A 23,563-nucleotide genomic window follows, 5' to 3' on the forward strand; every position below is an offset into this window, starting at 1 on the left:
GAACGATTACAGGAGGGGTCACCCCGAATGCAGCCCATCGTCCCCGAACCCCGGAGCGCCCACGGTCCGAGCCGTCGAGCGCTCATCACGGGCGCCGCCGGTCTCGCCGGCCTCGGCCTGCTCACGCTCGCCGGGTGCAGCTCCGGCGCGTCCGCCGGCACCCCCACGATCCCCGAGGCCGCGGCCACCGGCGTCGCCCGTCGCGGTGGGCGCCTGCGCATCGCACGGCCCGCCGCGTCCGCCGCCGAGACCCTCGACTCCGCGAGCTCACTGTCGGCGTACGAGTACCTCGGCGCGCTGTACAACCGGCTCGTCAAGCTCGACCAGCAGGGCACCCCGGTGCCGGACCTGGCCGAGGAGTGGTCCGCCAACGCCGACGGCACCGAGTGGACCTTCGCGCTCCGCCGCGGCGTGGTCTTCCACGACGGGTCCCGTTTCACCGCCGACGACGCCATCGCGAGCATCCGGCACATCCTCGACGAGAAGACCGGCAGCCCGCAGGCCGGGGTGCTCGGCGAGGTCATGGACGCCGACTCGATGCGCGCCGTCGACCCGTACACGCTGCGCTTCTCGCTGACGAAGCCGAACGCCGAGTTCCCGTCGCTGCTCACGGCCTACCAGTGCTACATCGTGCCGGCCGACGCCATCGGCGACATCGGCCGCACCGGGATCGGGACGGGGCCGTTCCGGTTGTCGTCGTTCACCCCGGCCGGTGCCGGCAGCGTCGAGGCGTTCCCGGACCACTTCGCCGGCCGCCCGGCGCTCGACGGCATCGACTTCTACTCGATCCAGGACACCACCGCGCGGGTGAACGCCCTGCTCGCCGGGCAGATCGACCTCATCTCGCAGACGAACCTGGACTTCGCCACGGCCCGGGTGGTGTCGGCGTCCGACCGCGCCACCGTCGCGAGGTCGAAGAACGCCCAGTGGTACACGATCCCGATGCTCGCCACGAGCGACGAGTTCAGCGACCCGCGGGTGCGTCAGGCGATGAAGCTCGCCTACGACCCCCGCAAGATCGTCGCCACCGCGCTGCAGGGCACCGGTTCGGCGGGCTGGGACAACCCCGTGCCGCCGCAGCTCGCCGCGTTCGTCGACGACCACCGCGAGTACGACCCGGACAAGGCCCGGGCGCTGCTCAAGCAGGCCGGGCGCGAGGACTTCCGCGCCGCGATCTACACGTCGAGCTACGAGTCGGTGTTCACCCCGATGGCCGTCGCCTACCGCGACGCCGTCGCCGACGCGGGCATCCGTCTGACCGTGCGCAACGCGAGTTCGGACTCGTACTACACGCAGATCTGGATGCAGAAGCCGCTCATGGTGAGCTACTGGTTCACGGGGCGGCCGATCGACCAGCTGCTCAACCAGATCTTCCGCTCGGGCTCGTCGTACAACGAGAGCGCGTGGTCGAACGAGACCTTCGACGGGCTGCTCGACGACGCCCGTGCCGAGATGGACGACGCCAAGCGGCTCACCCTGTACCAGGACGCCCAGCGGCTCGTCGTCGAGGACGGTGCCGACATGACGCCGATGTTCGGCGACCGGCTCGTGGGGTTGTCCCGCGACGTCGTGAACTACTCGGAGTACGGCTTCGAGTTCGACTACCTGCGGATCGGACTGCGCCGATGACGACCACGAACACGCCGTCGGACGTCCTCGTCCCCGTCCTCCGCCGGGTCGGCATCGCCCTGCTGACCGTGGTGCTCGCCTCGCTCTTCGTGTTCCTCGCGGTGCAGGCACTCCCCGGTGACGTCGCCCAGCAGCTGCTCGGGCAGAACGCCACCCCCGACGCCGTCAAGCAACTGCGCGAGACCCTCGGCCTCGACCAGAACGTCTGGCTCCGCTACCTGCAGTGGCTCGGCGGCGCCGTGCACGGTGACTTCGGCACCTCGCTCGTCAGCGGCGAACCGGTCGCCCCGACGCTGTTCACGGCCTTCCGGAACAGCATGCTCATCGCCGTACCCGCGATGCTCGTCGGCGTCACGGTGTCCCTGACGCTCGGTGTCGTCGCCGGTGTCCGCCGCGGCCGTCCGAGCGACAAGGTGATCTCGATCGTCAGCCTGGTCGTGATGAGCGTGCCGGAGTTCATGGTCGCCACCGTGCTGGTGCTGCTGTTCGCGATCGGCCTGCCGGTGTTCCCCGCCGTCGTGCTGCGGGGGAGCGACGCCACCGTGGCCGAGCTGCTGCCCACCATCTGGCTGCCGATCATCGTGCTGACCCTCGCGATGGCCGCCTACATCGTGCGGACGGCCCGCTCGTCGACCATCGACGTGATGGCGTCGGAGTTCGTCACGACGGCCGAGCTCAAGGGCCTCACGATGCGCCGGGTGGTGTGGAAGCACGCGGTCCCGAGCGCCCTGCTCCCGACGCTGAACGTCGTCGCGCTCAACGTCGCGTGGCTGCTCGGCGGTGTCGTGGTGGTCGAGAACGTCTTCAACTACCCGGGGATGGGCAAGCTCATGCTCGAGTCGGTGTTCAACCGCGACCTGCCCACCATCGAGGCGATCGCCCTGCTGAGCGCCCTGATCTACGTCGTGTGCAACCTGGCAGCCGACCTCGTCGCGCTCGCACTCGACCCGAAGCTGCGGACCCGCCAGCGACGACCGCGCACACGCACCCGCAGCGCCCGCAGCACCAGGAAGGCCGCCGCATGACCGCCACCGCACCCCGCCGCCGCGTCGGAGGCGACGTGCTCGCCGGCGCGCTCGCACCGCTGCGCGGGTCGACGGCGCTGAGCATCGGCCTCGGCCTCATCGCCCTGCACGTGGTCCTCGCCCTGCTCGCGCCGGTCATCGCCGGGCACGACCCGGTCGCCACGAACGCCGGCGACGTGCTCGCCGGTCCGACGTGGACGCACTGGCTCGGCACCGACCAGTACGGCCGAGACGTGCTCTCCCGCACCCTGAACGGCGGCCGGTACGCGCTGTCCGTGACCTTCCTCGCCACCACGATCGCGGTCGCGGTCGGCACCGTGCTCGGCTGCGTCACGGCCTACGCCGACAACTGGTTCGACGAGGTCGTCATGCGCGTCGTCGACGCCCTGCTCAGCGTGCCGTCGATCCTCGCGCTCCTGGTCGTCGTGACGGTCTTCGACGCCGGCCTCTGGGTCATCGTCCTCGCCGTCACGGTCGTCTACGCCCCCGCGGTGACCCGGGTCGTCCGCGGCGCCGCCCGCACCGTGATCACGCAGGACTACGTCACCGCGGCCCGCGCCCGGGGCGAGCGGCCGCTGTCGATCGTGTTCCGCGAGATCCTGCCGAACGTACTCGACGTCGTGCTCGTCGAGTACGCGATGCGGGCCTCGTGGATCGTGCTGCTCGTCGCGTCGCTGTCCTTCCTGGGCTTCGGCGCGAACCCACCGACCCCGGACTGGGGCCTGATGGTGCAGGAGAACCGCACCGCGCTCACCGTGGTGCCGCTCGGCACCCTCGCCCCGATCGTGGCGCTCGCCACGCTGGTGATCGGACTGAACCTCGCGGCCGACGGCCTGAGCAAGTCGCTCGGTGTCGACCGTGCGAAGCAGGGAGTCAGCGCATGACCCGCACCGACACCGGCACGACGTCCGCCGCGACGACGACCGTGCCCGACGCGATCGTCCGTGTCGACGGCCTGTCCATCTCGTACGCCGCCGGGAAGCGACGCGTCCCCGTCGTCCGGGGTGTCTCGTTCGCGATCGAGGCCGGTCGCACCCTCGGCCTGGTCGGCGAGTCCGGCAGCGGCAAGTCCACCGTCGCGCGGACACTGCTCGCACACCTACGGGCCGGCTCCGCGATCGACGGCGGGACGGTCCGCGTCGACGGCGCCGACGTCTTCGCCCTGTCGCCGGCCGGCCGCCGGGCACTCCGCGGCGGCACCGCCTCGGTCGTCGCCCAGAACGCCGGACAGGCACTCACCCCGTCGATGCGCGTCGGCGAGCAGATCCGCGAGGCCCTCCGCGCCCACGGCGAGCCCGACGGCCCCGAACGGGTCGCCGAGCTGGTCCGGCTGGTCCGGCTGCCGGACCCCGACGCGATCGTCCGCCGGTACCCGCACCAGCTGTCCGGCGGCCAGCAGCAGCGCATCGCCATCGCCATGGCCGTCGCCGCACGGCCGCGGGTGCTCGTCCTCGACGAACCGACCACCGCCCTCGACGTCGTCACCCAGGCCGCGGTCCTCGACCTGGTCGCCGACCTCGGTCGGCAGCTCGGCATGGCCGTCCTGCTCGTCAGCCACGACCTCGGGGTGGTGTCCGCCATGGCGGACGAGATCGCCGTGATGCGCGACGGCGAGGTCGTCGAGCACGCCGCCACCGCGGCGCTCTTCGCCGCGCCGCAGCACGAGTACACGCGCGCCCTGCTGGCCGCGGTGCCGGACGGCCGACGGCCTGGGCCCACGTCGCCGGTTCCGGTTCGACGGGCCAGCGGCGAGTCGGCCGTGCCGACGGGGGGAGGATCGGGGCACGTGCCCGATGACGCGACCGTCCCCGGGACGGTCGGCTCCACGGCCACCCGCACCGCGCCTCCCGGAAGTCCCGCCCGTCCCGTGGTGACCGCGGACGACCTGGTGGTCCGCTACGGCCGCGGCCTGCCGGCCGCCGTCGACGGCGTCTCGTTCTCGATCGCCGCGCACGAGACGCTCGCCGTCGTCGGTGAGTCGGGCAGCGGCAAGTCGACGCTCGCGACGGCGCTGGCCGGCCTGGTGCCGGCCGAGTCGGGGACGTTCACGTACGACGACGGCACGACCCGCGGCGACCTGCGCGAGCCGATCGCCGGACGCGCGCCCGACCTGCGGCGCGCCGTGCAGCTCGTGTTCCAGAACGCGGACACGTCGCTCAACCCGCGGCGCACCGTGGGTGCAGCCGTCGCGCGGCCGCTCCGGTTGTTCAGCGGCTCGTCCTCGCGCGAGCGCGTCGGGGCCCTGCTCACCCAGGTCGGGCTCGGCCCCGAGTTCGCCGACCGCCTGCCCGCGCAGCTGTCCGGTGGGCAGCGCCAGCGCGTCGGGATCGCGCGCGCACTCGCGGCCGAGCCGTCGCTCGTGATCGCCGACGAGATCACCACGGCGCTCGACGTGCAGGTGCAGGCGGGGATCCTCGCACTGCTGGCCGACCTGCAGCGCGAACGGGGCCTCGCGTGCCTGTTCATCAGCCACGACCTCGCCGTGGTGCGGGGTGTGGCGGACCGGGTCGCGGTGATGACCGGTGGCCGGATCGTCGAGATCGGTCCGACCGAGCGGGTGTTCACCGGCCCGAACCACCCGTACACGGCGACGCTGCTCGCGGCGACGCTCGAACCCGGCAGCACGACCCTGCCCGAGGTCGGTGACGGGGTGCCGCGCTGGCGGCACGCCGACGGCTGGACCGACCACGGCGACGGACACCGCACCCGCAACTGGGAGGACGCATGACGACCGACGACGGCACCGCCGACGGCACCGCCGCCACCTTCACCGCCATCGGCGACCCCGGCTCGCTGCCCGCCGGCGTCACGGTCCGCGACGAGTGGATCCCGATGCCCGACGGTGTGCGGCTGCACGCGCGGATCTGGGCGCCGTCCCAGTCGCCGACGCACCCGGGTGGCCCGAGCAGTCCGACGCCGGTGCTGCTCGAGTACCTGCCGTACCGGCTCGACGACTGGACCGCGCCGCGAGACTCGGAGCGGCACCCCTGGTACGCCCAGCACGGGTACGCCTCGGTGCGGGTCGACATCCGCGGCACCGGCTCGTCCGACGGGTTCTTCGACGACGAGTACAGCGAGCAGGAGCTGCTCGACGGCGAGGCCGTGATCGCCTGGCTCGCCGAGCAGCCGTGGTCGACGGGCGCCGTCGGCATGTTCGGCATCTCGTGGGGCGGCTTCAACGCACTGCAGCTCGCAGCCCGGGCACCCGCAGCCCTCAAGGCCATCGTGACGGTCTGCTCGACCGACGACCGGTACGACAACGACGTGCACTACGTCGGCGGCGCCGTGCTCGGCATCGACATGGCGGCCTGGGGCGCGACCATGTTCGCCTTCAACTCCCGGCCGCCCCGGCCCGAGGTCGTCGGCGACGGGTGGATCGACCGCTGGCGGGAACGCCTCGAGGCGAACCGCCCGATGACGCCGGTGTGGCTGGCGCACCAGGAGCGCGACGACTACTGGCGGCACGGCAGCGCGGCCGAGGACTACGACGGCATCCGCGCCGCGGTGCTCGCCGTCGGTGGCTGGGCGGACCCCTACCGGGACGCCGTGCTCCGGCTCGTCGACCACGTCAGCGCCCCCGTGAAGGGCATCGTCGGCCCGTGGTCGCACCAGTACCCGGACCGTGGCCTCGCGCCGGGGCCGTCGATCGGGTTCCTGCAGGAGACCCTGCGGTGGTGGGACCGCTGGCTGCTCGGGGTGGACACCGGCGTCGAGGAGGACCCCGCACTGCGGGCCTGGATCAACGAGGGCGAGACCCCCGCGCCGTACTACGCCGATCGCCGCGGTCGCTGGATCGGTGCCGAGGCGTGGCCCTCCGCCGCGACCCACGAGCGCGTCCTGCCCCTCGCCGCACTGCGGGGCGGCGACCTCGGGCCGGTCGTCGTACGGTCGCCGCAGCACACCGGGATGGACGCCGGTCGGTTCTTCCCGTTCGGCAACGCCACCGACCTGCCGCCGGACCAGCGCGCCGAGGACGGCCGGTCGGTCACCTTCGACCTGCCGGTCGGCAAGGCGTTCGACCTGCTCGGCAACGTGCTCGTGCGGTTGTCCGTCACGAGCGACCAGCCCCGGGCCACCCTGACCGTCCGGCTCTGCGACGTCGCACCGGACGGCTCGTCGACGCTCGTCACGCGCGGGGTGCTGAACGCCGCGAAGCGCGACGGCATGGACCGCGACGACGTGCTCGTGCCCGGGACGCCCGCCGACCTGCCCGTGCGCCTGGTCTCGACCGGACACCGGTTCGCCGCCGGACACCGGCTCCGCATCGCGGTCTCCTCGTCCTACTGGCCGTGGGTGTGGCCGCACGGCGTCGAGGCCACCGTGACGATCGACCCGACCGCCTCGAGCGTCACCCTGCCCACCTGGACCCGGTCGACCGACGACGGGGTGGTCTTCGCCGAGCCCGAACGGTCCGAGCCCCTCGTGATCGAGCGCGTCGTGCCGGCCGACCCGCTGCCGCAGCGCACGGTCACGCACGACGTCGAGACGGGGGAGTGGACGCTCGACGTCGACCCCGGGTACGGCGGCGGGCGGGTCTACCCGGACGGCCTGGTGTTCACCGAGGACGCCCGCGAGACGTACCGGATCCGCTCCGACGACCCGACCAGCGCACGGGCGAGTTCCCGCTGGGCGATCGGGCTGGCGAAGCCGGAGTGGGCCGCGCGCCTCGAGACGACGTCCGAGGTCACCGCCGACGCCGACACCTTCCACGTCGGCAACACCGTGCGCGCCTGGGCCCGCGACGGCGGACCCGACGAACCCGAGGTGCTCGTCACCGAGCGGACCTTCGTCGACGACGTCCCACGGACGTCGGCGTGACCGCGGCGAGGGTCCGGCAGCGGCCGGAGGTCCGACGCGCGATGATCGTCGAGGCCGCCCGCGCGGTGATCGTCCGGAACGGCGTCGGTGCCACCGGACTGCGCGACATCGCGGCCGAGGCCGGCGTCTCCGTCGGCACCGTGACCTACCACTTCGGCAGCGTCGCGGAGATCCTGAACGAGGTCGTCGTGCTCGAGACGGAGCGCTTCTACGGCGCCATCGTCGCTGCCGTCGACGCCGAACCCGACGTGCTGGTGGGGCTGCGGATGCTCGTCGCCCCGCTGTTCGGTGACACCGAACAGGTCCGGCAGCACTGGCGGATCTGGTCCGACTACTGGACCGCGGTGGTCCGGCGGCCCGAGGTGGCCGCCGAGTACGCCGAACGCATCCGCGTCTGGGAGGCCTGCCTCGTGCGGGTCATCCGGCGCGGGGTGGAGGCCGGGGTGTTCGTCGACGTCGATGCCGACACCGTCGCGCTGCAACTCGCCGCGTACAGCGACGGCGTCGCGACCCAGATCGCCCAGGGCGTCCCGGGGCTGACGAACACCGTCGCCCTGTCCTGGATGTGGCGGTTCCTGTCGCACGAACTCGGTGTGCCCGCTGTGGACATCGCCGGAACCGGTCGTTCCCCCTTGTGATGAGGTAAGGCTTCCCTTACCGTTGCCACATGGCACGGACCCGGCGACAGCCCAGCGAACGCATCCTCATCGCGGGCGGTGCCGAGGACCTCGTCGAGATCCACCGGATGCTCGAGGAGCTCCCGGAGAACGCCTACGGGCAGGTCTTCGTCGAGGTCGCCCTCGACGAGCAGATCCGCATCCTGCCGGCCCCGCCGCGCGTCACCGTGACCTGGCTGGTCCGGAGCGCCCGCGGCTCGGCAGTCGCCCCGCTGGTCTTCGCCGACCACGGCGAAGCACTCGCACACGCCCTGACCGGGTGGGCAGCCGAGTGGTGCGTCACGGGCTGCGAGCCCCGCACCTCGGTGTGGATCGGCTGCGCGGACAGCCCGTGGATCGAGCGTGCACGGTCCGTGGTGCAGCTCGAGCTCACCGACGCGGGCCAGCAGGTCCAGGTCGAGTACGGCGGGTAAGGGCAGCCTGCTCTTCCTTGCGGCATGCAAGAGAGGCGGGCATGGTTGTGACCATCGGCAGCACCGCGCCGGTCCGGACAGGGCCAGGCACGCGGGTGCAGCCACGACGGAGGAGGAAACGACATGACCACGCAGAGCAGCACCACCACACCGAGCACCACGTCCCCGTTCTCGACCACGCCGGAGCTCGCAGCCGGGGTCGCCCAGTTCCTCGCCCCCGTCGTCATCGACCTCGAGGCGCTCGTCGTCAACGGCAAGCAGGCCCACTGGCACGTCCGTGGCCGCAACTTCGTCGGCGTGCACGAGCTCCTCGACGAGATCGTCGAGCACGCGCAGGACTACGCGGACAAGGCCGCGGAGCGCATCGTCGCCCTCGGCCTGCCGGTCGACTCGCGCATCGCGACCGTCGCCGCGAACACCACCCTGCCGCCGCTGTCGCAGGGCTTCCAGAACTCCGACGTCACCATCACCGAGGTGATCGCCCAGATCGACGCCGCGCTGCTGCAGGTCCGCCGTGCGGTCGACGGCCTCGACGAGGTCGACCTCAACAGCCAGGACGTCGCCATCGAGATCGAGCGCGCGCTGACCAAGGACCGCTGGTTCCTGCAGGCGCACCTCGCCGCCTGAGTCGCGACCACACCTCTGACAGGAGGCCCGGTGCCAGCTGGCACCGGGCCTCCCGTCCGTCTGCGGTCACGTCTCGGGCCCGTGAGACGCCGTCGTGTCGCTGCGACGCCGCTTCGTCACCGAGATGCCGCCGCACCCGGCGGGGTCTCGGGATCACGACGGCGTGTTGCGGGGACGATCGCGGGGCGGGCGTCCCGCCTGCGGCTGACGGTACCGAGCACCCGGTCGACCGCGATCCCGAGCCCGGCGGCGACCACCATCGACACCAGGGCGGCGACGATCGGTTCGTGCAGCACGCTCGACGCGGCCAGGGCGATCCCGATCGACACCGCCGACCACGCCAGCCCCGCGATCGCGCTGATCGCGAGGAACCGGCGGTAGGACAGCCGGGTCGCTCCGGCGGTCATGTTGACCGCGACCCGGCCGACCGGGATGAAGCGACCGGTCAGGATGAGGCTGGCGGAGCGGCGCTGCATCTGCCGCTCGGCGAACGCGAAGGCCGCCGCGATCCGTGGTCGCTTCGACCGGGCCAGGCGAGCGAACCCGATCCGGCGCCCGATCCAGTACGCGATCGAGTCGCCGGCGATCGCTCCGAGGGCGGCGGCGACGAGCACCACGGCGAGCACGGGCTGTCCGGACGTCGCGGCGATGGCGGCGATCGCGACGAGGGCGGCCTCGCTCGGCACCGGCGGGAAGAAGCCGTCCACCAGGCACAGGGCGAAGAGGACGACGTAGACGAGCGGACTCGCGGCCAGCTCGACGACGAGCGGGGTGATCTGGTCGAACACGGGGTGCTCCCTCCCGGCGACGGAACTCGTCGACGGGGACGACGCTACGGATCCGGCGCGCCGCAGCCATCCCGCGGTGGTCTCGACCACCCCCTACCGCGGTATGACGTTCCCGCCCGCGAAGACCACGTCGGGCGCATCCACCCGGCGGTCGACGACGGTGGTCGGGGCCTCCAGGTGCACGGCACCCGAGGGCAGGATGCCCGCACCGCCGAACCGTTCCATCACCCGCCACTGCGCGACGACGTCCTCGCCGGCGTGCTCGGGCGGCAGGGTGTCCCAGAACCGGAAGCCCCCGACCTCCTCGAGCGCACGACGGTCGTACAGCGCGCAGGCACCGACCCACGCGACGCGGTAGGGCACCCACTCGCCGGGGTGCAGGTCGAGCTCGGCGGCGACGTGCGTCGGGTTCGCGGCGTTGTGCAGCGACCAGCGGTCGAAGCCGGGGGTCCCGCGGCGCACCACCTCGGGCACGACCGGGCCGTCCCACCGCTCGAACACCGACGTCTCGTGGGGGCGTCGGTCCTGCAGGTACGACAGGCCCTGCACCGCGCTGCCGACGAACCCGCAGCCCAGGGTGCGCAGCGCGTCGAGCATCCGCACGATCGACCCCGGCTCGAGCCAGACGTCGTCGTCGAGGAACAGCACCGCGGCGGCCTCGGCGTGGTCGAGCAAGAACTGCCGGTGCTCTGCCAGGCCACGCCGTTCCGGGTGGGTGAGGAGCGTGACGGGCCGGCCCTGCGCCTCCAGGACGCGGAGCATCGCGGCGACCGCCGGCGCGCTGGCGGCGTCTCCGTCCGCGGACTGGTCGCTGAGGACGACGCGCAGGTCGACGTCGGTCTGGGCGGCGAGGCCGGCGAGCGTCGTGGCGAGCTCGGCCGGCCTGCCGACGGTCGGGATGAGCACGTCGACGTCGACCGTGCTCGTGTCCGCTGGATCGGGGGCCTTCGCCCAGGACCCGGACCAGCGGGCGGTCACGGTGCCGGGTCCGGTTCGGGCCGCGCAGCGGCTTCGCGGATCCGGCGCACGACGGCGCTGGTGGAGTGCTCGGGCACGTAGTCGACCATGACGACCTCGCCGCCGTAGCTGCGCACGACCTCGGTCTCGGTCAGCATCTCGGGGGAGTAGTCCCCGCCCTTGACGTAGACCTCGGGGCGCAGCCGCTCGATGAGCGGGATGGGGGTGTCCGTCGCGAACACCGTGACCAGGTCGACGCAGGCCAGCGCGGCGAGCACGCCGGCGCGGTCCTCGGCCGGGTTGATCGGCCGCTCCGGGCCCTTCAGGCGGCGCACCGAGTCGTCGTCGTTCAACGCGACGACGAGCAGGTCGCCCAGGTCACGGGCCTGCCGCAGGTACGTGGTGTGCCCGCGGTGCACGACGTCGAAGCAGCCGTTCGTGAAGACGACGCGTCGGCCCGCCCGGCGTGCGGCCTCGACCGCGGTGGCGAGCTCGTCGTGGTCCACGACGGTCGCGGCCGGCGCGGTCACCGATTCGAGCAGGGCCGTGGCGGTGCAGACGGACGTGCCGGCCTCGCGGACGACGACGTCGGCCGCGGCCTGGGCGACCGCCACGGCGTCGCGCAGGGGCGCCTGCACGGCGAGGGCGACGGTCGCGGCGGCGCAGAACGTGTCGCCGGCGCCGGAGGCCTGCTGCTCCGAGGCGGGGGTGGCCCGCGTGCGGAACCCCTGGTCGGACCCTGGCTCGAGCAGGACCGTGCCGTCGCGGTCGAGCGTGACCACCGCGGCACGGGCACCACTGCGGGCGAGCACGTCGGCACGGGCGGCGACGACGGTGCCGACGCGGTCGGCACCCGTTCCGAGCTCCGTGTCGAGCAGCGCGGCGGTCTCCCCGGCGTTCGGCGTGACGAGGTCGGGGTGCAGCGCGGCCCAGCGGGTCAGGTCGTGGGCGTCGACCACGACGGCGCCGGGACGGTCACGGTCGAGCACGGGCACGACGTCCTCGGCGCGGACACCCAGGCCGTAGTCGCACACGACGGCGGCGTCGGCGCACCGGACGGCGCGGGCCACCGAGCGGGCGAGGCGTTCGCCGTGCTCGGCGGTCGGCGTCGCGGCGAGCTCGTCGACCCGGACCACGACGCGGTCACCGCCGACCACGCGCGACTTCGTCGTGGTGCGGGCTCCGGGGATCTCGACCAGGAAGGACGTGTCGACGCCGGCTGCCTCGAGGCGCTGGCGCAGGACGTCACCGGCCTCGTCGTCACCGATGAGCCCCACCATGCGGACCCGGGCGCCGAGGGCCCGGGCGTTCACGGCCGTGTTGGCCGCGCCGCCCGGCACCGCGATGGTCTCGGTGACGCGGACGACGGGGGCCGGGGCCTCACGCGAGACCCGCTCGGCCTCGCCGACCGTCCAGCGGTCGAGGATGCAGTCGCCGATGACGACGACGAGCGGTTCGCGGTCGTCGATCGTGGCGACGAGGTCACGGACCAGCCGGACGTCGGCGGTCATCGGGTGCCTCCCACGGTGTCGGCGCTGCCGGCGGTGGCGCCGGCAGCGGCTGCGGGGCCGGTGGCGGCTGCTGCGGCGCCGGTGCTGCCGGTGGCTGCGGTGCTGCCGGCGGCTTCCGTCGACGGCTCGACGGTACGGCGCGGCGGCGCGGCCTCGAGGTGCACCACGGTCGTGGTCGTCATCTCGTCGAGCAGGTGCGGGCCGTACCCGAACCCGGCGCCCGAGGCGCCGCGGGGCTGGGCGCTGCCGCCCGGAGCGCCACCGAACACGGCGTTCACCTTGACCGTGCCGACGGGCAGCTCGGCCGCGGCACGGAGCGCGTGTGCGGTGTCGTTCGTCAGCACGGTGGCTGCGAGGCCGTAGCGGTCGGCTGCGGCGAGCCGGAGGCCCTCCGCGAAGTCCGAAACGACGCGCACCGGAGCGATCGGGCCGAAGGTCTCCTCGGTCAGCACGAGCATGTCGTCCGAGCAGTCGGCCAGGACGGTCGCCGGGTAGAACGACCCGAGCCCGCCGGGCGTGACGCCGCCGGTCCGGACGGCGGCACCGCGGGCGATCGCGTCGTCGACGTGGTGCTGCACGAGTCCGCGCAGCCGGTCGTCCACGAGCGGCCCGAACTCGGCGGCGGGTGCGGCCGTGCGACGCTCCGCCTCGGCGACGAGCGCGGCGACGAAGGGCTCGGCGACGTCCTGGTGCACGTACACCCGCTCGACGCTGGTGCAGATCTGGCCGGTGTTCGCGAAGGCGCCGAGGGCGACCTGCGCGGCGGCCCACTCCGGGTCGACGTCGGCGTCGACGATGACGGGGTCGTTGCCGCCGTTCTCGCGGACGACGTGGGCGCGGGTGGTCGCGGCCACCTCGCTCAGGCGGTCGCCGGTCGCGGTCGACCCGACGTGCGCGTAGACGTCGATCCCCTCCTGCGCCAGGAGCAGCTCGCCGGTGGTCGCGTCGCCGTCGACGCCGACGAGCACGCCGTCCGGCAGGACCTCGGCGAGCAGCGCGTTGAGTCGGGCGAAGGTCGCCGGGCAGCGTTCGCTGCCCTTGTGCACGACGGTGTTGCCGGTGACGATCGCGGCGCCGAGGATCCCGCACGCCACGGCGACCGGGTCGTTCCACGGCGTCAGGGCGAGCACCACGCCGCGCGGGTGCGGCACCGACCAGTCGGCGGCGCCGAACTGCCCGCGCAGGGCCTCACCGCGGTGCACCGGCCCGAGCTCGGCGTACTGCACGAGCGTGCCGATGCCGGCCTCGACCCCACCGAGCGCGTCGCCGGGCACCTTGCCGGTCTCGCGGGTGTTCAGGTCGGCCAGCTCCTGTGCGTGGGCACGGAGGTGGTCGGCCGCGGCGTGCAGCAGTGCACCGCGTTCGGCCGGCGCGGTCCGGGCCCAGGCACCGGCAGCGGCACGGGCGCGGGCGACGGCGTTGCGGACGTCGTCCTCGGTCGAGCGGCGCACGGTGGACGCGATCGATCCGTTGACGGGGTCGGTCACCACGAGGTCGTCGGCGGCGGGGGGTGCGATCGTCATGGGGTCCTTCCGGAGGCGGGCGGGCCTCTCACGGTGCTCGTGCTCTGCTGTGTGCGGTCACGGCATCGCGCTTCTCGTCCATCCGGGGGCGCTGCTGGGCGTCCGGACGGGTCCGACCGGTAGACGTGGAACCGTGCAACAGATCGGTGTGGGCGGAGAACGGTTCGACGGTGTCAGCGAGATCGCGGTGCTCCGCGGTGGGGGACTGGGCGACCTGATGTTCGCCCTCCCGGCGGTCGAGGCGCTGGCCGCGGCCTACCCGGGAGCCCGGATCACGCTGCTCGGGGCACCGACGGCGCGGCCGGTGCTCGAGGGTCGCACCGAGGCCGTCCACGCCTTCGAGGAGCTCCCCGTCGTGCCCGGCGTCCGGGACTCCGGCGAGGGCGCGCCGACCGAGCAGGACTTCTTCGACCGCCTGCACGGGCGCTTCGACCTCGCGGTCCAGCTGCACGGCGGTGGGCGGAACTCGAACCCCTTCCTGCTCCGGCTCGGCGCCCGCCACACCGTGGGGACCGCCACCGAGGACGCCGAGGTGCTGGAGCGCTGGGTCCGCTACGTCTACTACCAGCACGAGGTCGTCCGCGCGCTCGAGGTGGCGTCGCTCGCCGGCGCCGAACCGGTCACGCTCGACCCCCGGCTGCGCGTGTCCGAGGCCGCGCGGGCCGGGGTCCGGCAGCGTCTCGGGGTCCGGCGGCGGCTCGTCGCGATCCACCCCGGCGCCACCGACCCGCGTCGCCGCTGGAGCCCCTCGCGCTTCGCCGAGGTCGCCCGTGCCCGGCTCGCGGCCGGGGACGACGTGGTCCTCGTCGGCGACGACTCCGACGTGCCGGCGTCGTCCGCCATCGTCGCGTCGCTGCCGCTCGAGCTGCGGGAGCGCATGCACGACCTCACCGGGTCGCTGCCCCTGCGCGAACTCCCCGACGTCCTGGCCGCCGCCGACGTCATGGTCGGCGACGACTCCGGTCCGCGGCACCTCGCCGTGGCCGTCGGCACCCCGACCGTCGGGGTGTTCTGGTTCGGCAACGTGATCAACGCCGGACCCTTCGACCGTGGTCGGCACCGGGTACACCTGGCCTTCGTGACGCGGTGCCCGGTGTGCGGCATCGACGTCACCCAGGTCGGCTGGACCGCCGAACGGTGCGAGCACGACCCGTCCTACGTGGACGAGGTCCAGCCGGAGGTCGTCCTCGCCGACGTCGAGGACCTGCTCCGTACGACCTGACGCTGCGCGCGCCGCGCGGTGGGCGCGGCCGGCCGACCGACGGGAGGCGCGGTGCCAGCCCGCCACGCGCCTCCCGTCCGCCCCGTGTCGCGTCACCAGCGCGCGGTGCGAGGTTTCACACTCCGTGTGACGCTCCTGCCCTCGCACGGAGTTCGGAAGCTCGCACCGAGCGGTGAACGCGACCGGCTGCCGGCCTGGAGGCGCGGTGCCAGCCCGCCACGCACCTCCCGTCCGCCCCGTGTCGCGTCACCAGCGCGCGGTGCGAGGTTTCACACTCCGTGTGACGCTCCTGCCCTCGCACGGAATTCGGAAGCTCGCACCAGAGCGCGGCGCGAGCCGCGCACGGCACATGCGGACACGCGGGAGGCGCGGTGCCAGCCGGCACCGCGCCTCCCGTCCGTCAGCGGCGAGCGGCTACGGCCAGCTCGGCTCCGTCGCCGGCATGATCGAGAGCTCGCGGATCTCGCAGCCGGCCGGCTGCGACAGCGCGAAGACGATCGAGTTCGCGACGTACTCCGGCTCGATGAGCTGCGCGTCCGGGCCCGGCTTGTACTGCTCGGTCCGGTCGGCGAAGAAGTTGGTGCGCATCCCGGCGGGGATGATGTTGGTCACGCCGATGCGACCGGCGGTCTCGGCGGCCAGCGCCTGCGAGAACCCGCGGACGCCGAACTTCGACGCCGAGTACGCGGTACCGTCGCCGACGCCGCGCAGGGCGAGCGACGAGGAGATCGTGACGACGCGGCCGTGCGTGGCCTCGAGGGCGGGCAGGGCGGCGCGTACGGTCGAGGCGGTGCCGATCAGGTTGACGCCGACGATCTGCTCCCACTTGCCGGACGAGATCGCGTCGATCGGGGCGGGCGTGTCGATGCCCGCGGCGGTGACGACGGCGTCGAGGCCGCCGTGCCGCTCGGCGGCGTCACGGACCGCCTGCTCGACGGCGTCGGTGTCCGAGACGTCCACGGCGACGGCGTCGACGCCCTCGGGGACGGCGTCGATCCGCAGGTCGAGGACGATCGGGGTGCCGCCGGCCTCGGTGACGGCGGCCACGACGGCGGCGCCGAGTCCGGAGGCGCCGCCGGTGACGAGGACGCGGCCGATGGGGGTGGTGGGGACGGGCATGGGTGTCCTTTGCGTAGTGGTGCGGGATGTGGTCGAGCTGGTGCGGAACGGCGAGCGGACGCTCAGCCGACGCGTTCGATCGCGGCAGCGAGCCGGGTCGTCGAGCGGCCCGGGTGGAACGGCACGGTGACGACGCGGCCACCCCACTCGGCGAGGGTCGCCGTCTCGGGCAGTTCGCTCGCGGTGTAGTCGCCGCCCTTGGCCCAGACGTCCGGGCGGAAGCGGCGCAGGGCCTCGTCGGGGGTGGACTCGTCGAACACCACGACGGCGTCGACGCAGTCGAGCGCCAGGAGCAGCTCCACCCGGTCGTCCTGGGTCATGATCGGCCGGTCGGGGCCCTTCAGTGCGCGGACCGACGAGTCCGAGTTGAGGCACACGACCAGGCAGTCGCCGAGTGCACGGGCGGCCGACAGGGTGCGGGCGTGCCCGGCGTGGAGCAGGTCGAAGCAGCCTCCGGTCGCGACGACGGTGCCGCCGGCACTCCGGACGTCGTGCACCAGGCGCATGGCGTCCCGGTCGGCCCCGGGCACGGCGAGCGGCGCGGGACCGTCGTCGGCGAAGAGCGCGGTGACGCCGCCTGCGGCCAGGTACTCGGAGGCGGCGACCACGCCGGCGGAGACGGCGTCGGGGACGTCCGCGCCGGACGCCAGCGCGACGGCGACGCCCGCGGCGAGCCGGTCGCCGGCACCGCAGGGGTCACCGGCGCTGACGGACGGAGCGGGCACGAAGCGGCTGTCGCCCTGGGCATCGGCGAGCAGCGCGCCGCGGTCACCCATCGTCACGGCGACGGCACCGGCCCGCCACTGCTCGACGAGCTGGGCGGCGGCGACGGTCGCGAAGGGCACACCGTGTCCCTCGACGTCGGTGAAGCGTCGTGCCTCGGCCGCGTTCGGGGTGGCGACGGTGGTGCCGGGGACGGGGGCGGCGCCCTTGGGGTGCGGGTCCCAGACCACCGGCAGGTGCTCAGCCGCACGGGTGAGGGCGTCACGGAGTGCCGGGGCAGCGGCGACCCCGCGGCCGTAGTCGGCGACGACGATCGCGTCGACGCCGTCGAGGGCGGCGGTCATCGCGTCCGTGGCCTCGGGCACGGGCGGGGTCGCGCAGCCCTCGTCGATCCGGACGAGGGCATGGTCGACGACGCGAACCCGGGTCTTCACGGGGGTGGCGACTCCGGACGGCCCGGCGACGACTGTGACGTCGGGGAGCAGGTCGCGGATCTCCCGGGCACGGCCGTCGTCGCTCAGGACGGTGACCAGGGTGACGTCGTGACCGTCGCGGGCGAGCATCGTCGCGACGAGTCCGGCGCCACCGGCGCGGCGGTCGTCGGTGGCGACGTCCACCACGGGGACGGGTGCGTCCGGGCTCAGGCGCTCGCTCGTGCCGGACACGTCGACGTCGAGCAGGGTGTCCCCGACGACGGCGATGCGGAAGCGCGGGGCGCCGGCACGGCCACCGGCAGCACCGGAACGCGGAGCGCCCGCAGCAGCCCCGCTCATCGACGGCCCCCGCGACGCAGCGTCGGCTCCATCGCCTTGCAGAGCGCGTGCACCAGGACGAGCTGCGCCTCCTGCACGTTGGCGGACGGCCCCTCGATGCAGATCGCGTCGTCGACCAGGTCGGCGAGCGGGTTCGGTCGGGATCCGGTCAGCGCGAGGGAACGGGCACCCACGGCACGGGCGGCCTCGGCGGCCCGCAGCAGGTTCGGGCTCTTGCCGCTCGTCGACAGCAGCACGAGGACGTCGCCAGCCCGGGCGTGCGCCGACACCTGCCGTGCGAACACCTGGTCGTAGCCGTAGTCGTTCCCGATGGCGGTCACGGCGGAGGTCTCGGCGTGCAGCGAGATGGCCGAGTACGCCGGTCGGTCGCCCTCGAAGCGGCCGGTGAGTTCGGACGTCAGGTGCTGCGCCTCGGCTGCCGACCCGCCGTTCCCCGCGGCGAGCAGCCGGCGACCGGCGACGAGCCGTCCGGCGATGTCGTCCGCCCACTCGGCGATGTGGTCCCGGTGATCGACGAGGGAGGCGATCACGGGGACCGACGCCGCGACGTGGTCGACGACGACGCGAGCGCTGTCGGTGACGGCGCGGTCCTCGAGCCCGGTCTGCTGGTCGATGGTCATCGTGCGGTCCTCTCCGTCGACTGCGCGGCGCGGGTGACCCGGCCGGCGTGGGTGGTGCGCGAGCGGCCGGTGGCGGGCCCGGCGGTGCTGGCGGACGACGTCGCGCCGGCGAGCAGGCGCTCGTAGACGCGCTCGCTGTCGGCCGCGACCTTCTGCCACGTGTAGCGGGACTCGGCGCGCTGTCGACCGGCACGGCCGTACGCCTCGCGGCGCTCCGGGTCGTCGAGCAGTGCGCCGACGGCCTCGGCGACCGCGGACTCGTCGCGCGGCGGCACGTGCAGGCCGGTGGCGTCCTCGACGACGGTGTCGATGAGCCCGCCGACGCTCGACGCGACCACCGGGCGACCGCACGCCATCGCCTCGAGCGGCACGATGCCGAACGGCTCGTACCAGGGGGCGCAGACGACGACGTCGGCACTGCGGTAGACGGCCGGCATGTCGTGCTGCCCGAGCTGCCCACGGAACGTCACGTGGTCGCGCACGCCGAGCGACCGGGCCAGGGTGTCGAGCCGCTGGTACTCGGGGTCGTCCACCAGGTCGGCACCGGCGACACCGGCCCCGCCCACGACGACGAGCTCGACGTCACGGCCCTGTTCGACCAGCGCGGCGAGTGCGGCGATCGTCGTCCCGACGCCCTTCCGCTGCACGAGTCGCGAAGCGGTGAGCACCCGGAGCGGACGGTCGCGCTGTTCGACGGGGCCGTCCGGACGGAAGAGCGACACGTCGACGCCGCACGGCACCACGGAGATGCGGTGCAGCGGGACACCGAGGGCCTTGAGCTCGAACGCCTCGTCCGAGCACGTCGCGACGACCTGGTCGACGCTCCGACCGACGGCGGGTTCGACCCACTCGCGCTCGGCCGGGCTGGTGTCCGCGGCACCCTGGTGCCGGCGCTTCACGACACCCAGGGCGTGGAAGGTCTGCACCACCGGGATCCGCACCCCACCGGTCCGGGCCTGCACCTGCGTCACCGCGTCGAGAGCGGCGTGGCCCGACATCCAGAAGTGCGCGTGCACCACGTCGGGGCGGTCGAGGAACCACTCGGCGGCGAGCACCGACGCGAACGTCCCCATGAACGGGAACAGCTCGTCCTTCGGCACGGTACGCGCGGGACCGGCGTCGACGTGCACGACGTCCACACCGGGGCGCAGGGGCACACGGACCGGCTGCGACGCGTCGTCGCGCCGCGTGTAGACGGTCACGTGGTGGCCGCGGTCGGCCAGCGCACCGGACAGTTCGGCGACGTGGACGTTCTGCCCACCGGCGTCGACCCCGCCGAGCACGGCGAGTGGACTCGCGTGCTCGGACACCATGGCGATCTTCATCGCAGGCTCCCTTCGAGCGCGGCTCCCGCCGCACGGTTCCGTCGCGCACCGCGCGCGACGGCGTCGCCGAGCAGGTCGTCCCAGTCGGCCAGGAACCGACCGAGCGCGTGCCGTGCGAGCACGGCCTCCCGCGCCACGACTCCCCGTCGACGCGCCTCGTCCGGGTCCTCCAACAACAGCCTGGAGGCCCGCACCAGCTCCTCGACGTCGCTCGCGATCGCCCCGGCTTCACCCGGGACCGTGCGGGCCGCGTCCGTCGTCGCGAGCACCAGGACCGGCATCGCCATGTGCATCGACTCGATGAGCGACAGGCCCAGCGAGGTCCAGCGGTTCGGGTGCACGTAGGCCCGCCGCTCGGCCAGCGCCGCGTGCATGGGGTCAGCCTTGACGTCGCCCTGCGCGACCACGCGGTCACCGAAGCCGAGCTCCGGCAGCCGTTCGGAGCCGATGCCCCAGACGTCGACCGGGGCGACCTCGGCGAAGCGGGGGAGCAGGTCGGTGCCGACGACACGGTTGCGCCGGACGGGTTCGTTGATGACGACGCCGAGACGTTCGAGCGCACCGGTGTAGAGCGGGCCGGGGTCGACGACGCCGTGCTCGACGACGGTGGCCCGCGTGGTGCCGCAGTCCCACATCAGGGCGTTCCAGTGCGTCACGTGCGCGATCGTCAGGTCGTCGCGGTCGCGCATCGGGTGCAGGCTGTTCGGCACGTCGACCCGCGGGGCGTTGTGCTCCACGAAGACGATCGGTACGTCGCGGCCACCGAGCAGACGGCGGGCTTCCTCGAGCTCCTCGGTGCGCTGCAGGACGACCACGTCGACCTCGGCCTCGGCGACGTCGGCCGGGTCGATCTCGATCGCGGTCTCCGGCCAGTCGCGCCCGCCACGGCCGAGTCCCCAGGCGTCGCGAGCCGGGGTGGTCGGGATGAGGTACTCGTGGGGGCCGCGGACGAAGGCGTCCATCCAGCCGCCGTGCACGTGCCACACGAGGATCCGCATGCAGGGCCTTCCGGTCGGTGTCGATGGGGTCGCTCCCCGCCGCTGCCGGAGCAGCAGGAGGAGGAGCAGGAGAAGCAGTGGCGCACGCTACGCAGCGCCTTCTGAGCCGCTCCGCAGACTTCTCCGATCAGTCCGCGAAACGCGGTCGAGGAGCCGTTCGTGGGCGTCCAGGACGTCCTCGATGCGCACTCCGGACAGGCACGGGTGGCCGGGGACCGGGCACTCGCGAGCGCGGCTGAGCCGGCACGGGGCGGCCTGGTCGCCGAGCAGTTCGACCAGCGGGGCGTACGGCGCCCACTTCACGGCGGGGACGACGGGCGAGAACAGACTCACGATGGGCGCCCCGACGGCGGCGGCGAGGTGGGCCGGACCGGTGTTCCCGACGACGACGACCTCGGCGCCGGCGAGGACGGCCGCGAGTTCGGCGGGGCTGGTGCGGCCGCCGAGGTCGATGCCGCTGTCGCCCGCCACGACCGCGGTCAGCGCGCGTTCGCCGGGGGAGCCGGTGACGACGACGGGCACGCCGCGCTCGGCGTAGGCGGCGACGAGCGCACGGTGGTGGGCCTCCGGCCACGACCGTGCCGGGACGCTGGCTCCGGGGTGGACGACCACGTAGCGGTCGAGGCCGGCCACGGGCGGGGGCAGGACGGCGTCGTGCCGTACCGCGAGCCTCCCGTCGTCGTCCGGCGGCAGCCGGAACCCGGCCGCCTCGGCGATCCGCAGCGCGCGCTCGGGCTCGGGGAGGTCCTCGGGCAGGTCCTCGCCGGGGCGCAGCCGCACGTCGAGCAGGGACCCGGGATGGTCGACCGAGGCCCCGGAGACCCGGGGGACCCCGGCCAGGCGCAGGAGGAGCGCGAGGGGCAGGGGCGACTGGTGGAAGGACGTCAGGACGACGGCCTCGTCGGGCTGTTCCTCGGCGACCAGCGCGCGGAACTCGGCGAGCAGGGGGTCGTCGATCGGGCGTGCGGTCTCAGTGACCCACGGTGCCGCCCACACCCGCACCCGGTCGATACCGGGCAGCAGGTCGGCGGCCGGCGCCCCCTGCGGTCCGCAGAGCATCGTCACGTGCGCGGCACCGGCGGCGACGGCGCGCACCGCCGGTCCGGCGACCAGGACGTCGCCGAAGGAGTCGAGTCGGGCGACGAGGACGCGCCGACCGGCGCTCACGCCCGGTCCGCCACGCTGCCGACGTGCTCGAGCACCAGGGTGACGGCCTCGTCCAGGTCCGCGGCGACGGTGTCGGCCTCGTCGATCTCCTGACGGCGGGTGCGCGGGGTGGGCACGAGGATCCCCTGCGCGCCGGCGTTCCGGGCGGCCTGCACGTCGGCGCCGATGTCACCGACGACGACGATCGACTCCGGCGGGATGCCGAGCCGCTCGGCGGCGTCGAGGACCATCCCGGGCCGGGGCTTCCGGCAGGCGCAGTCGTCACCGGCGTCGTGCGGGCAGACGCACCACACGTCGAACGGGCCGACGAGCTCGTCGACCCGGGCGTTGGTGGCGTCGACCTGTTCGCGCGTGGCCATGCCCTTCGCGATCACCGACTGGTTCGTGACGACACCGAGCCGCAACCCGGCGGCACGCGCCCGGTCGAGGGCGCGGCGGGCACCGGGGACGGGGACGACCAGGTGCGGGTCGGCGTTGTACGGGACGTCCACCACGAGGGTGTCGTCGCGGTCGAAGAGCAGACCGCGGATGACGCGGTCCGGTGCGAGGGCCATGCTCCCTGATTACCGGTCGACGGCCGGGGACCGCCCCAGGAAGAGCCGCGGAGCGCGTTCTCGGCAGGACCGTCAGCGTGCCGGGTCTACCGTCGCGGCGGTGACCGCCCTCGAGAACCTGCCCGACCCCGACGGACGCCCGGAACTGCTCGTCCTCCGTGCCATCAAGCTCGGCGACCTGCTCGTCGCCGTCCCCGCACTGCACGCGCTCCGCCGCGCCTTCCCCGACCACCGCATCACCCTGGCCACCACGGCATGGCTGGCACCGGTCGTCGAGCTCGTCCCGGCGGTGGACGTGCACCTGGCCCAGCACGGTCTCGACCACCCGATCGCGGTGCCGGACGGTGCGGTGGACGTCGCCGTCAACCTGCACGGCGCCGGCCCGGAGTCCTCGGACCTCGTCGCCGCGCTCGGCCCGCGGCGGGTCATCGGCCACGCCGACCCGACCCACGGCTACGAAGGCCCGGAGTGGCCCGACGACGTGCACGAGCGCGACCGCTGGGCGGACCTGCTGACGTGGCACGGCATCCAGGCGGACGCGACCGAGGTGCACATCGACCGCCCCGCCGAGCCGCCGGTGGTCGCCGACGCGGCCGTCGTGCACGTGGGTGCCTTCCACGGTGCGCGGCACTGGCCGACGGACCGCTTCGCCGACGTGGTGCGCGGACTGCAGGAGCGCGGTGCCGACGTGGTCCTGACGGGAGGCTCGGACGACGTCGTGCGTGCCCGTGCCGTCGCCGACGCGGCCGGTCTGGCGCCGGAGGCGGTGCTGGCCGGCACCCTGGACCTGCAGGCCTTCGCCGCGGTGATCGCCGCGGCGCGGCTCGTCGTCACGGTCGACACCGGCGCTGCGCACCTGGCGACCGCCTACGGGGTGCCCTCGGTGGTGCTGTTCGGCCCGGCACCGCCCGAGGCGTGGGGCCCGCCGTCGACCGGCCCGCACATCGTGCTCACCGACGCCTCGGTCCGTCGCGGCGACGTCTTCGCCGAGGACCCGGACCCGGCGATCCTGGCCGTGACCGCGGACGACGTCCTGGCCGCGGTGGACCGGCTCCGGGTGACCGCTCAGGCGGCCGGGCGGTAGCGTCGACCGA

The 23,563-nt window shown here is 73.9% G+C and carries 21 protein-coding genes; 10 read left to right on the top strand and 11 right to left on the bottom strand.

The features are described from left to right. Positions 1–27 precede the first annotated feature (27 nt). From OE229_RS11420 to OE229_RS11455, 8 genes are all read left to right on the top strand, one after another. Complete coding sequence (locus tag OE229_RS11420) at positions 28–1,629, top strand: ABC transporter substrate-binding protein (RefSeq protein WP_262138097.1); 1,602 nt, start codon at positions 28–30, stop codon at positions 1,627–1,629. Next, positions 1,626–2,654, top strand: coding sequence for an ABC transporter permease (locus OE229_RS11425; protein ID WP_017887398.1), 1,029 nt, complete (start codon positions 1,626–1,628; stop codon positions 2,652–2,654). The genes OE229_RS11420 and OE229_RS11425 overlap by 4 nt, the downstream gene beginning before the upstream one ends. Further along, positions 2,651–3,538 carry an ABC transporter permease gene (locus OE229_RS11430; RefSeq protein WP_182066852.1) on the top strand — a complete coding sequence of 296 codons (888 nt, stop codon included), beginning with the start codon at positions 2,651–2,653 and terminating at the stop codon, positions 3,536–3,538. Before OE229_RS11425 ends, OE229_RS11430 begins: the two co-directional genes overlap by 4 nt. Next, positions 3,535–5,382, top strand: a complete 1,848-nt coding sequence (locus tag OE229_RS11435; protein WP_262138100.1) for a dipeptide ABC transporter ATP-binding protein — start codon at positions 3,535–3,537, stop codon at positions 5,380–5,382. The genes OE229_RS11430 and OE229_RS11435 overlap by 4 nt, the downstream gene beginning before the upstream one ends. Next, positions 5,379–7,472 (top strand): CocE/NonD family hydrolase, encoded by a 2,094-nt coding sequence (locus tag OE229_RS11440; RefSeq protein WP_262138102.1) that lies wholly within the window; start codon positions 5,379–5,381, stop codon positions 7,470–7,472. The genes OE229_RS11435 and OE229_RS11440 overlap by 4 nt, the downstream gene beginning before the upstream one ends. After that, the gene (locus OE229_RS11445) at positions 7,469–8,110 is read left to right on the top strand and encodes a TetR/AcrR family transcriptional regulator (protein ID WP_259577816.1); all 642 of its coding nucleotides are present in this window, start codon (positions 7,469–7,471) and stop codon (positions 8,108–8,110) included. The genes OE229_RS11440 and OE229_RS11445 overlap by 4 nt, the downstream gene beginning before the upstream one ends. 29 nt (positions 8,111–8,139) lie before the next feature. Then, positions 8,140–8,562: an SIP domain-containing protein gene (locus OE229_RS11450; RefSeq protein ID WP_209134438.1), complete on the top strand. Its 423-nt coding sequence runs from the start codon at positions 8,140–8,142 to the stop codon at positions 8,560–8,562. 123 nt (positions 8,563–8,685) lie between these two features. Continuing rightward, the gene (locus tag OE229_RS11455) at positions 8,686–9,189 is read left to right on the top strand and encodes a Dps family protein (protein ID WP_071244661.1); all 504 of its coding nucleotides are present in this window, start codon (positions 8,686–8,688) and stop codon (positions 9,187–9,189) included. 116 nt (positions 9,190–9,305) lie between these two features. Here OE229_RS11455 and OE229_RS11460 read toward each other — a convergent pair whose 3' ends face one another. The 4 genes from OE229_RS11460 to OE229_RS11475 form a co-directional block, all read right to left on the bottom strand. Continuing rightward, a complete protein-coding gene (locus OE229_RS11460; RefSeq protein ID WP_262138103.1) occupies positions 9,306–9,977 on the bottom strand; it encodes a DedA family protein in 672 nt (223 codons plus the stop codon). Positions 9,978–10,070: 93 nt separating this feature from the next. Continuing rightward, the gene (locus OE229_RS11465) at positions 10,071–10,955 is read right to left on the bottom strand and encodes a glycosyltransferase family 2 protein (RefSeq protein WP_262138104.1); all 885 of its coding nucleotides are present in this window, start codon (positions 10,953–10,955) and stop codon (positions 10,071–10,073) included. Continuing rightward, a complete protein-coding gene (gene rfaE2 / locus OE229_RS11470) occupies positions 10,952–12,445 on the bottom strand; it encodes a D-glycero-beta-D-manno-heptose 1-phosphate adenylyltransferase (protein WP_262138105.1) in 1,494 nt (497 codons plus the stop codon). Before rfaE2 ends, OE229_RS11465 begins: the two co-directional genes overlap by 4 nt. Then, positions 12,442–13,968, bottom strand: a complete 1,527-nt coding sequence (locus tag OE229_RS11475; RefSeq protein WP_262138106.1) for an aldehyde dehydrogenase family protein — start codon at positions 13,966–13,968, stop codon at positions 12,442–12,444. Before OE229_RS11475 ends, rfaE2 begins: the two co-directional genes overlap by 4 nt. A 133-nt stretch (positions 13,969–14,101) precedes the next feature. On the opposite strand from OE229_RS11475, the gene OE229_RS11480 reads away from it, so the two are divergent. After that, positions 14,102–15,190 (top strand): glycosyltransferase family 9 protein, encoded by a 1,089-nt coding sequence (locus OE229_RS11480; protein WP_259577830.1) that lies wholly within the window; start codon positions 14,102–14,104, stop codon positions 15,188–15,190. A 414-nt stretch (positions 15,191–15,604) separates the two neighbouring features. On the opposite strand, the gene OE229_RS11485 is transcribed toward OE229_RS11480, so the two are convergent. The 7 genes from OE229_RS11485 to OE229_RS11515 form a co-directional block, all read right to left on the bottom strand. Continuing rightward, complete coding sequence (locus tag OE229_RS11485) at positions 15,605–16,309, bottom strand: SDR family oxidoreductase (RefSeq protein WP_056068617.1); 705 nt, start codon at positions 16,307–16,309, stop codon at positions 15,605–15,607. Between the two features lie 62 nt (positions 16,310–16,371). Further along, entirely contained in the window at positions 16,372–17,805 is a 1,434-nt protein-coding gene (locus OE229_RS11490; protein WP_259577832.1) for a PfkB family carbohydrate kinase, read from the bottom strand. Then, positions 17,802–18,425, bottom strand: a complete 624-nt coding sequence (locus OE229_RS11495; RefSeq protein WP_110859969.1) for a D-sedoheptulose-7-phosphate isomerase — start codon at positions 18,423–18,425, stop codon at positions 17,802–17,804. Before OE229_RS11495 ends, OE229_RS11490 begins: the two co-directional genes overlap by 4 nt. Next, entirely contained in the window at positions 18,422–19,750 is a 1,329-nt protein-coding gene (locus tag OE229_RS11500) for a glycosyltransferase (RefSeq protein WP_259577835.1), read from the bottom strand. The genes OE229_RS11495 and OE229_RS11500 overlap by 4 nt, the downstream gene beginning before the upstream one ends. Beyond that, entirely contained in the window at positions 19,747–20,748 is a 1,002-nt protein-coding gene (locus OE229_RS11505) for a glycosyltransferase (RefSeq protein ID WP_259577836.1), read from the bottom strand. Before OE229_RS11505 ends, OE229_RS11500 begins: the two co-directional genes overlap by 4 nt. A gap of 87 nt (positions 20,749–20,835) precedes the next feature. Further along, positions 20,836–21,915, bottom strand: coding sequence for a glycosyltransferase family 9 protein (locus OE229_RS11510; protein WP_262138110.1), 1,080 nt, complete (start codon positions 21,913–21,915; stop codon positions 20,836–20,838). Beyond that, positions 21,912–22,469 carry a D-glycero-alpha-D-manno-heptose-1,7-bisphosphate 7-phosphatase gene (locus tag OE229_RS11515; protein WP_262138112.1) on the bottom strand — a complete coding sequence of 186 codons (558 nt, stop codon included), beginning with the start codon at positions 22,467–22,469 and terminating at the stop codon, positions 21,912–21,914. The genes OE229_RS11510 and OE229_RS11515 overlap by 4 nt, the downstream gene beginning before the upstream one ends. 100 nt (positions 22,470–22,569) lie before the next feature. On the opposite strand from OE229_RS11515, the gene OE229_RS11520 reads away from it, so the two are divergent. Further along, complete coding sequence (locus tag OE229_RS11520; RefSeq protein ID WP_262138113.1) at positions 22,570–23,553, top strand: glycosyltransferase family 9 protein; 984 nt, start codon at positions 22,570–22,572, stop codon at positions 23,551–23,553. The last annotated feature ends 10 nt before the right edge of the window (positions 23,554–23,563 follow it).

The organism is Curtobacterium poinsettiae, assembly GCF_025677645.1.
GTDB classification, from domain to species: Bacteria; Actinomycetota; Actinomycetes; order Actinomycetales; family Microbacteriaceae; genus Curtobacterium; species Curtobacterium poinsettiae_A.

What these genes read in the sequence shown, in the direction of transcription:
- OE229_RS11485 (WP_056068617.1), bottom strand. Translation starts at nt 16,309, where the DNA reads ATGCCCGTCCCCACCACCCCCATCGGCCGCGTCCTCGTCACCGGCGGC.
- OE229_RS11515 (WP_262138112.1), bottom strand. Translation starts at nt 22,469, where the DNA reads ATGGCCCTCGCACCGGACCGCGTCATCCGCGGTCTGCTCTTCGACCGC.
- OE229_RS11450 (WP_209134438.1), top strand. Translation starts at nt 8,140, where the DNA reads ATGGCACGGACCCGGCGACAGCCCAGCGAACGCATCCTCATCGCGGGC.
- OE229_RS11425 (WP_017887398.1), top strand. Translation starts at nt 1,626, where the DNA reads ATGACGACCACGAACACGCCGTCGGACGTCCTCGTCCCCGTCCTCCGC.
- OE229_RS11495 (WP_110859969.1), bottom strand. Translation starts at nt 18,425, where the DNA reads ATGACCATCGACCAGCAGACCGGGCTCGAGGACCGCGCCGTCACCGAC.
- OE229_RS11505 (WP_259577836.1), bottom strand. Translation starts at nt 20,748, where the DNA reads ATGCGGATCCTCGTGTGGCACGTGCACGGCGGCTGGATGGACGCCTTC.
- OE229_RS11440 (WP_262138102.1), top strand. Translation starts at nt 5,379, where the DNA reads ATGACGACCGACGACGGCACCGCCGACGGCACCGCCGCCACCTTCACC.
- OE229_RS11435 (WP_262138100.1), top strand. Translation starts at nt 3,535, where the DNA reads ATGACCCGCACCGACACCGGCACGACGTCCGCCGCGACGACGACCGTG.
- OE229_RS11420 (WP_262138097.1), top strand. Translation starts at nt 28, where the DNA reads ATGCAGCCCATCGTCCCCGAACCCCGGAGCGCCCACGGTCCGAGCCGT.
- OE229_RS11430 (WP_182066852.1), top strand. Translation starts at nt 2,651, where the DNA reads ATGACCGCCACCGCACCCCGCCGCCGCGTCGGAGGCGACGTGCTCGCC.
- OE229_RS11490 (WP_259577832.1), bottom strand. Translation starts at nt 17,805, where the DNA reads ATGAGCGGGGCTGCTGCGGGCGCTCCGCGTTCCGGTGCTGCCGGTGGC.
- OE229_RS11500 (WP_259577835.1), bottom strand. Translation starts at nt 19,750, where the DNA reads ATGAAGATCGCCATGGTGTCCGAGCACGCGAGTCCACTCGCCGTGCTC.
- OE229_RS11475 (WP_262138106.1), bottom strand. Translation starts at nt 13,968, where the DNA reads ATGACGATCGCACCCCCCGCCGCCGACGACCTCGTGGTGACCGACCCC.
- OE229_RS11455 (WP_071244661.1), top strand. Translation starts at nt 8,686, where the DNA reads ATGACCACGCAGAGCAGCACCACCACACCGAGCACCACGTCCCCGTTC.
- rfaE2 (WP_262138105.1), bottom strand. Translation starts at nt 12,445, where the DNA reads ATGACCGCCGACGTCCGGCTGGTCCGTGACCTCGTCGCCACGATCGAC.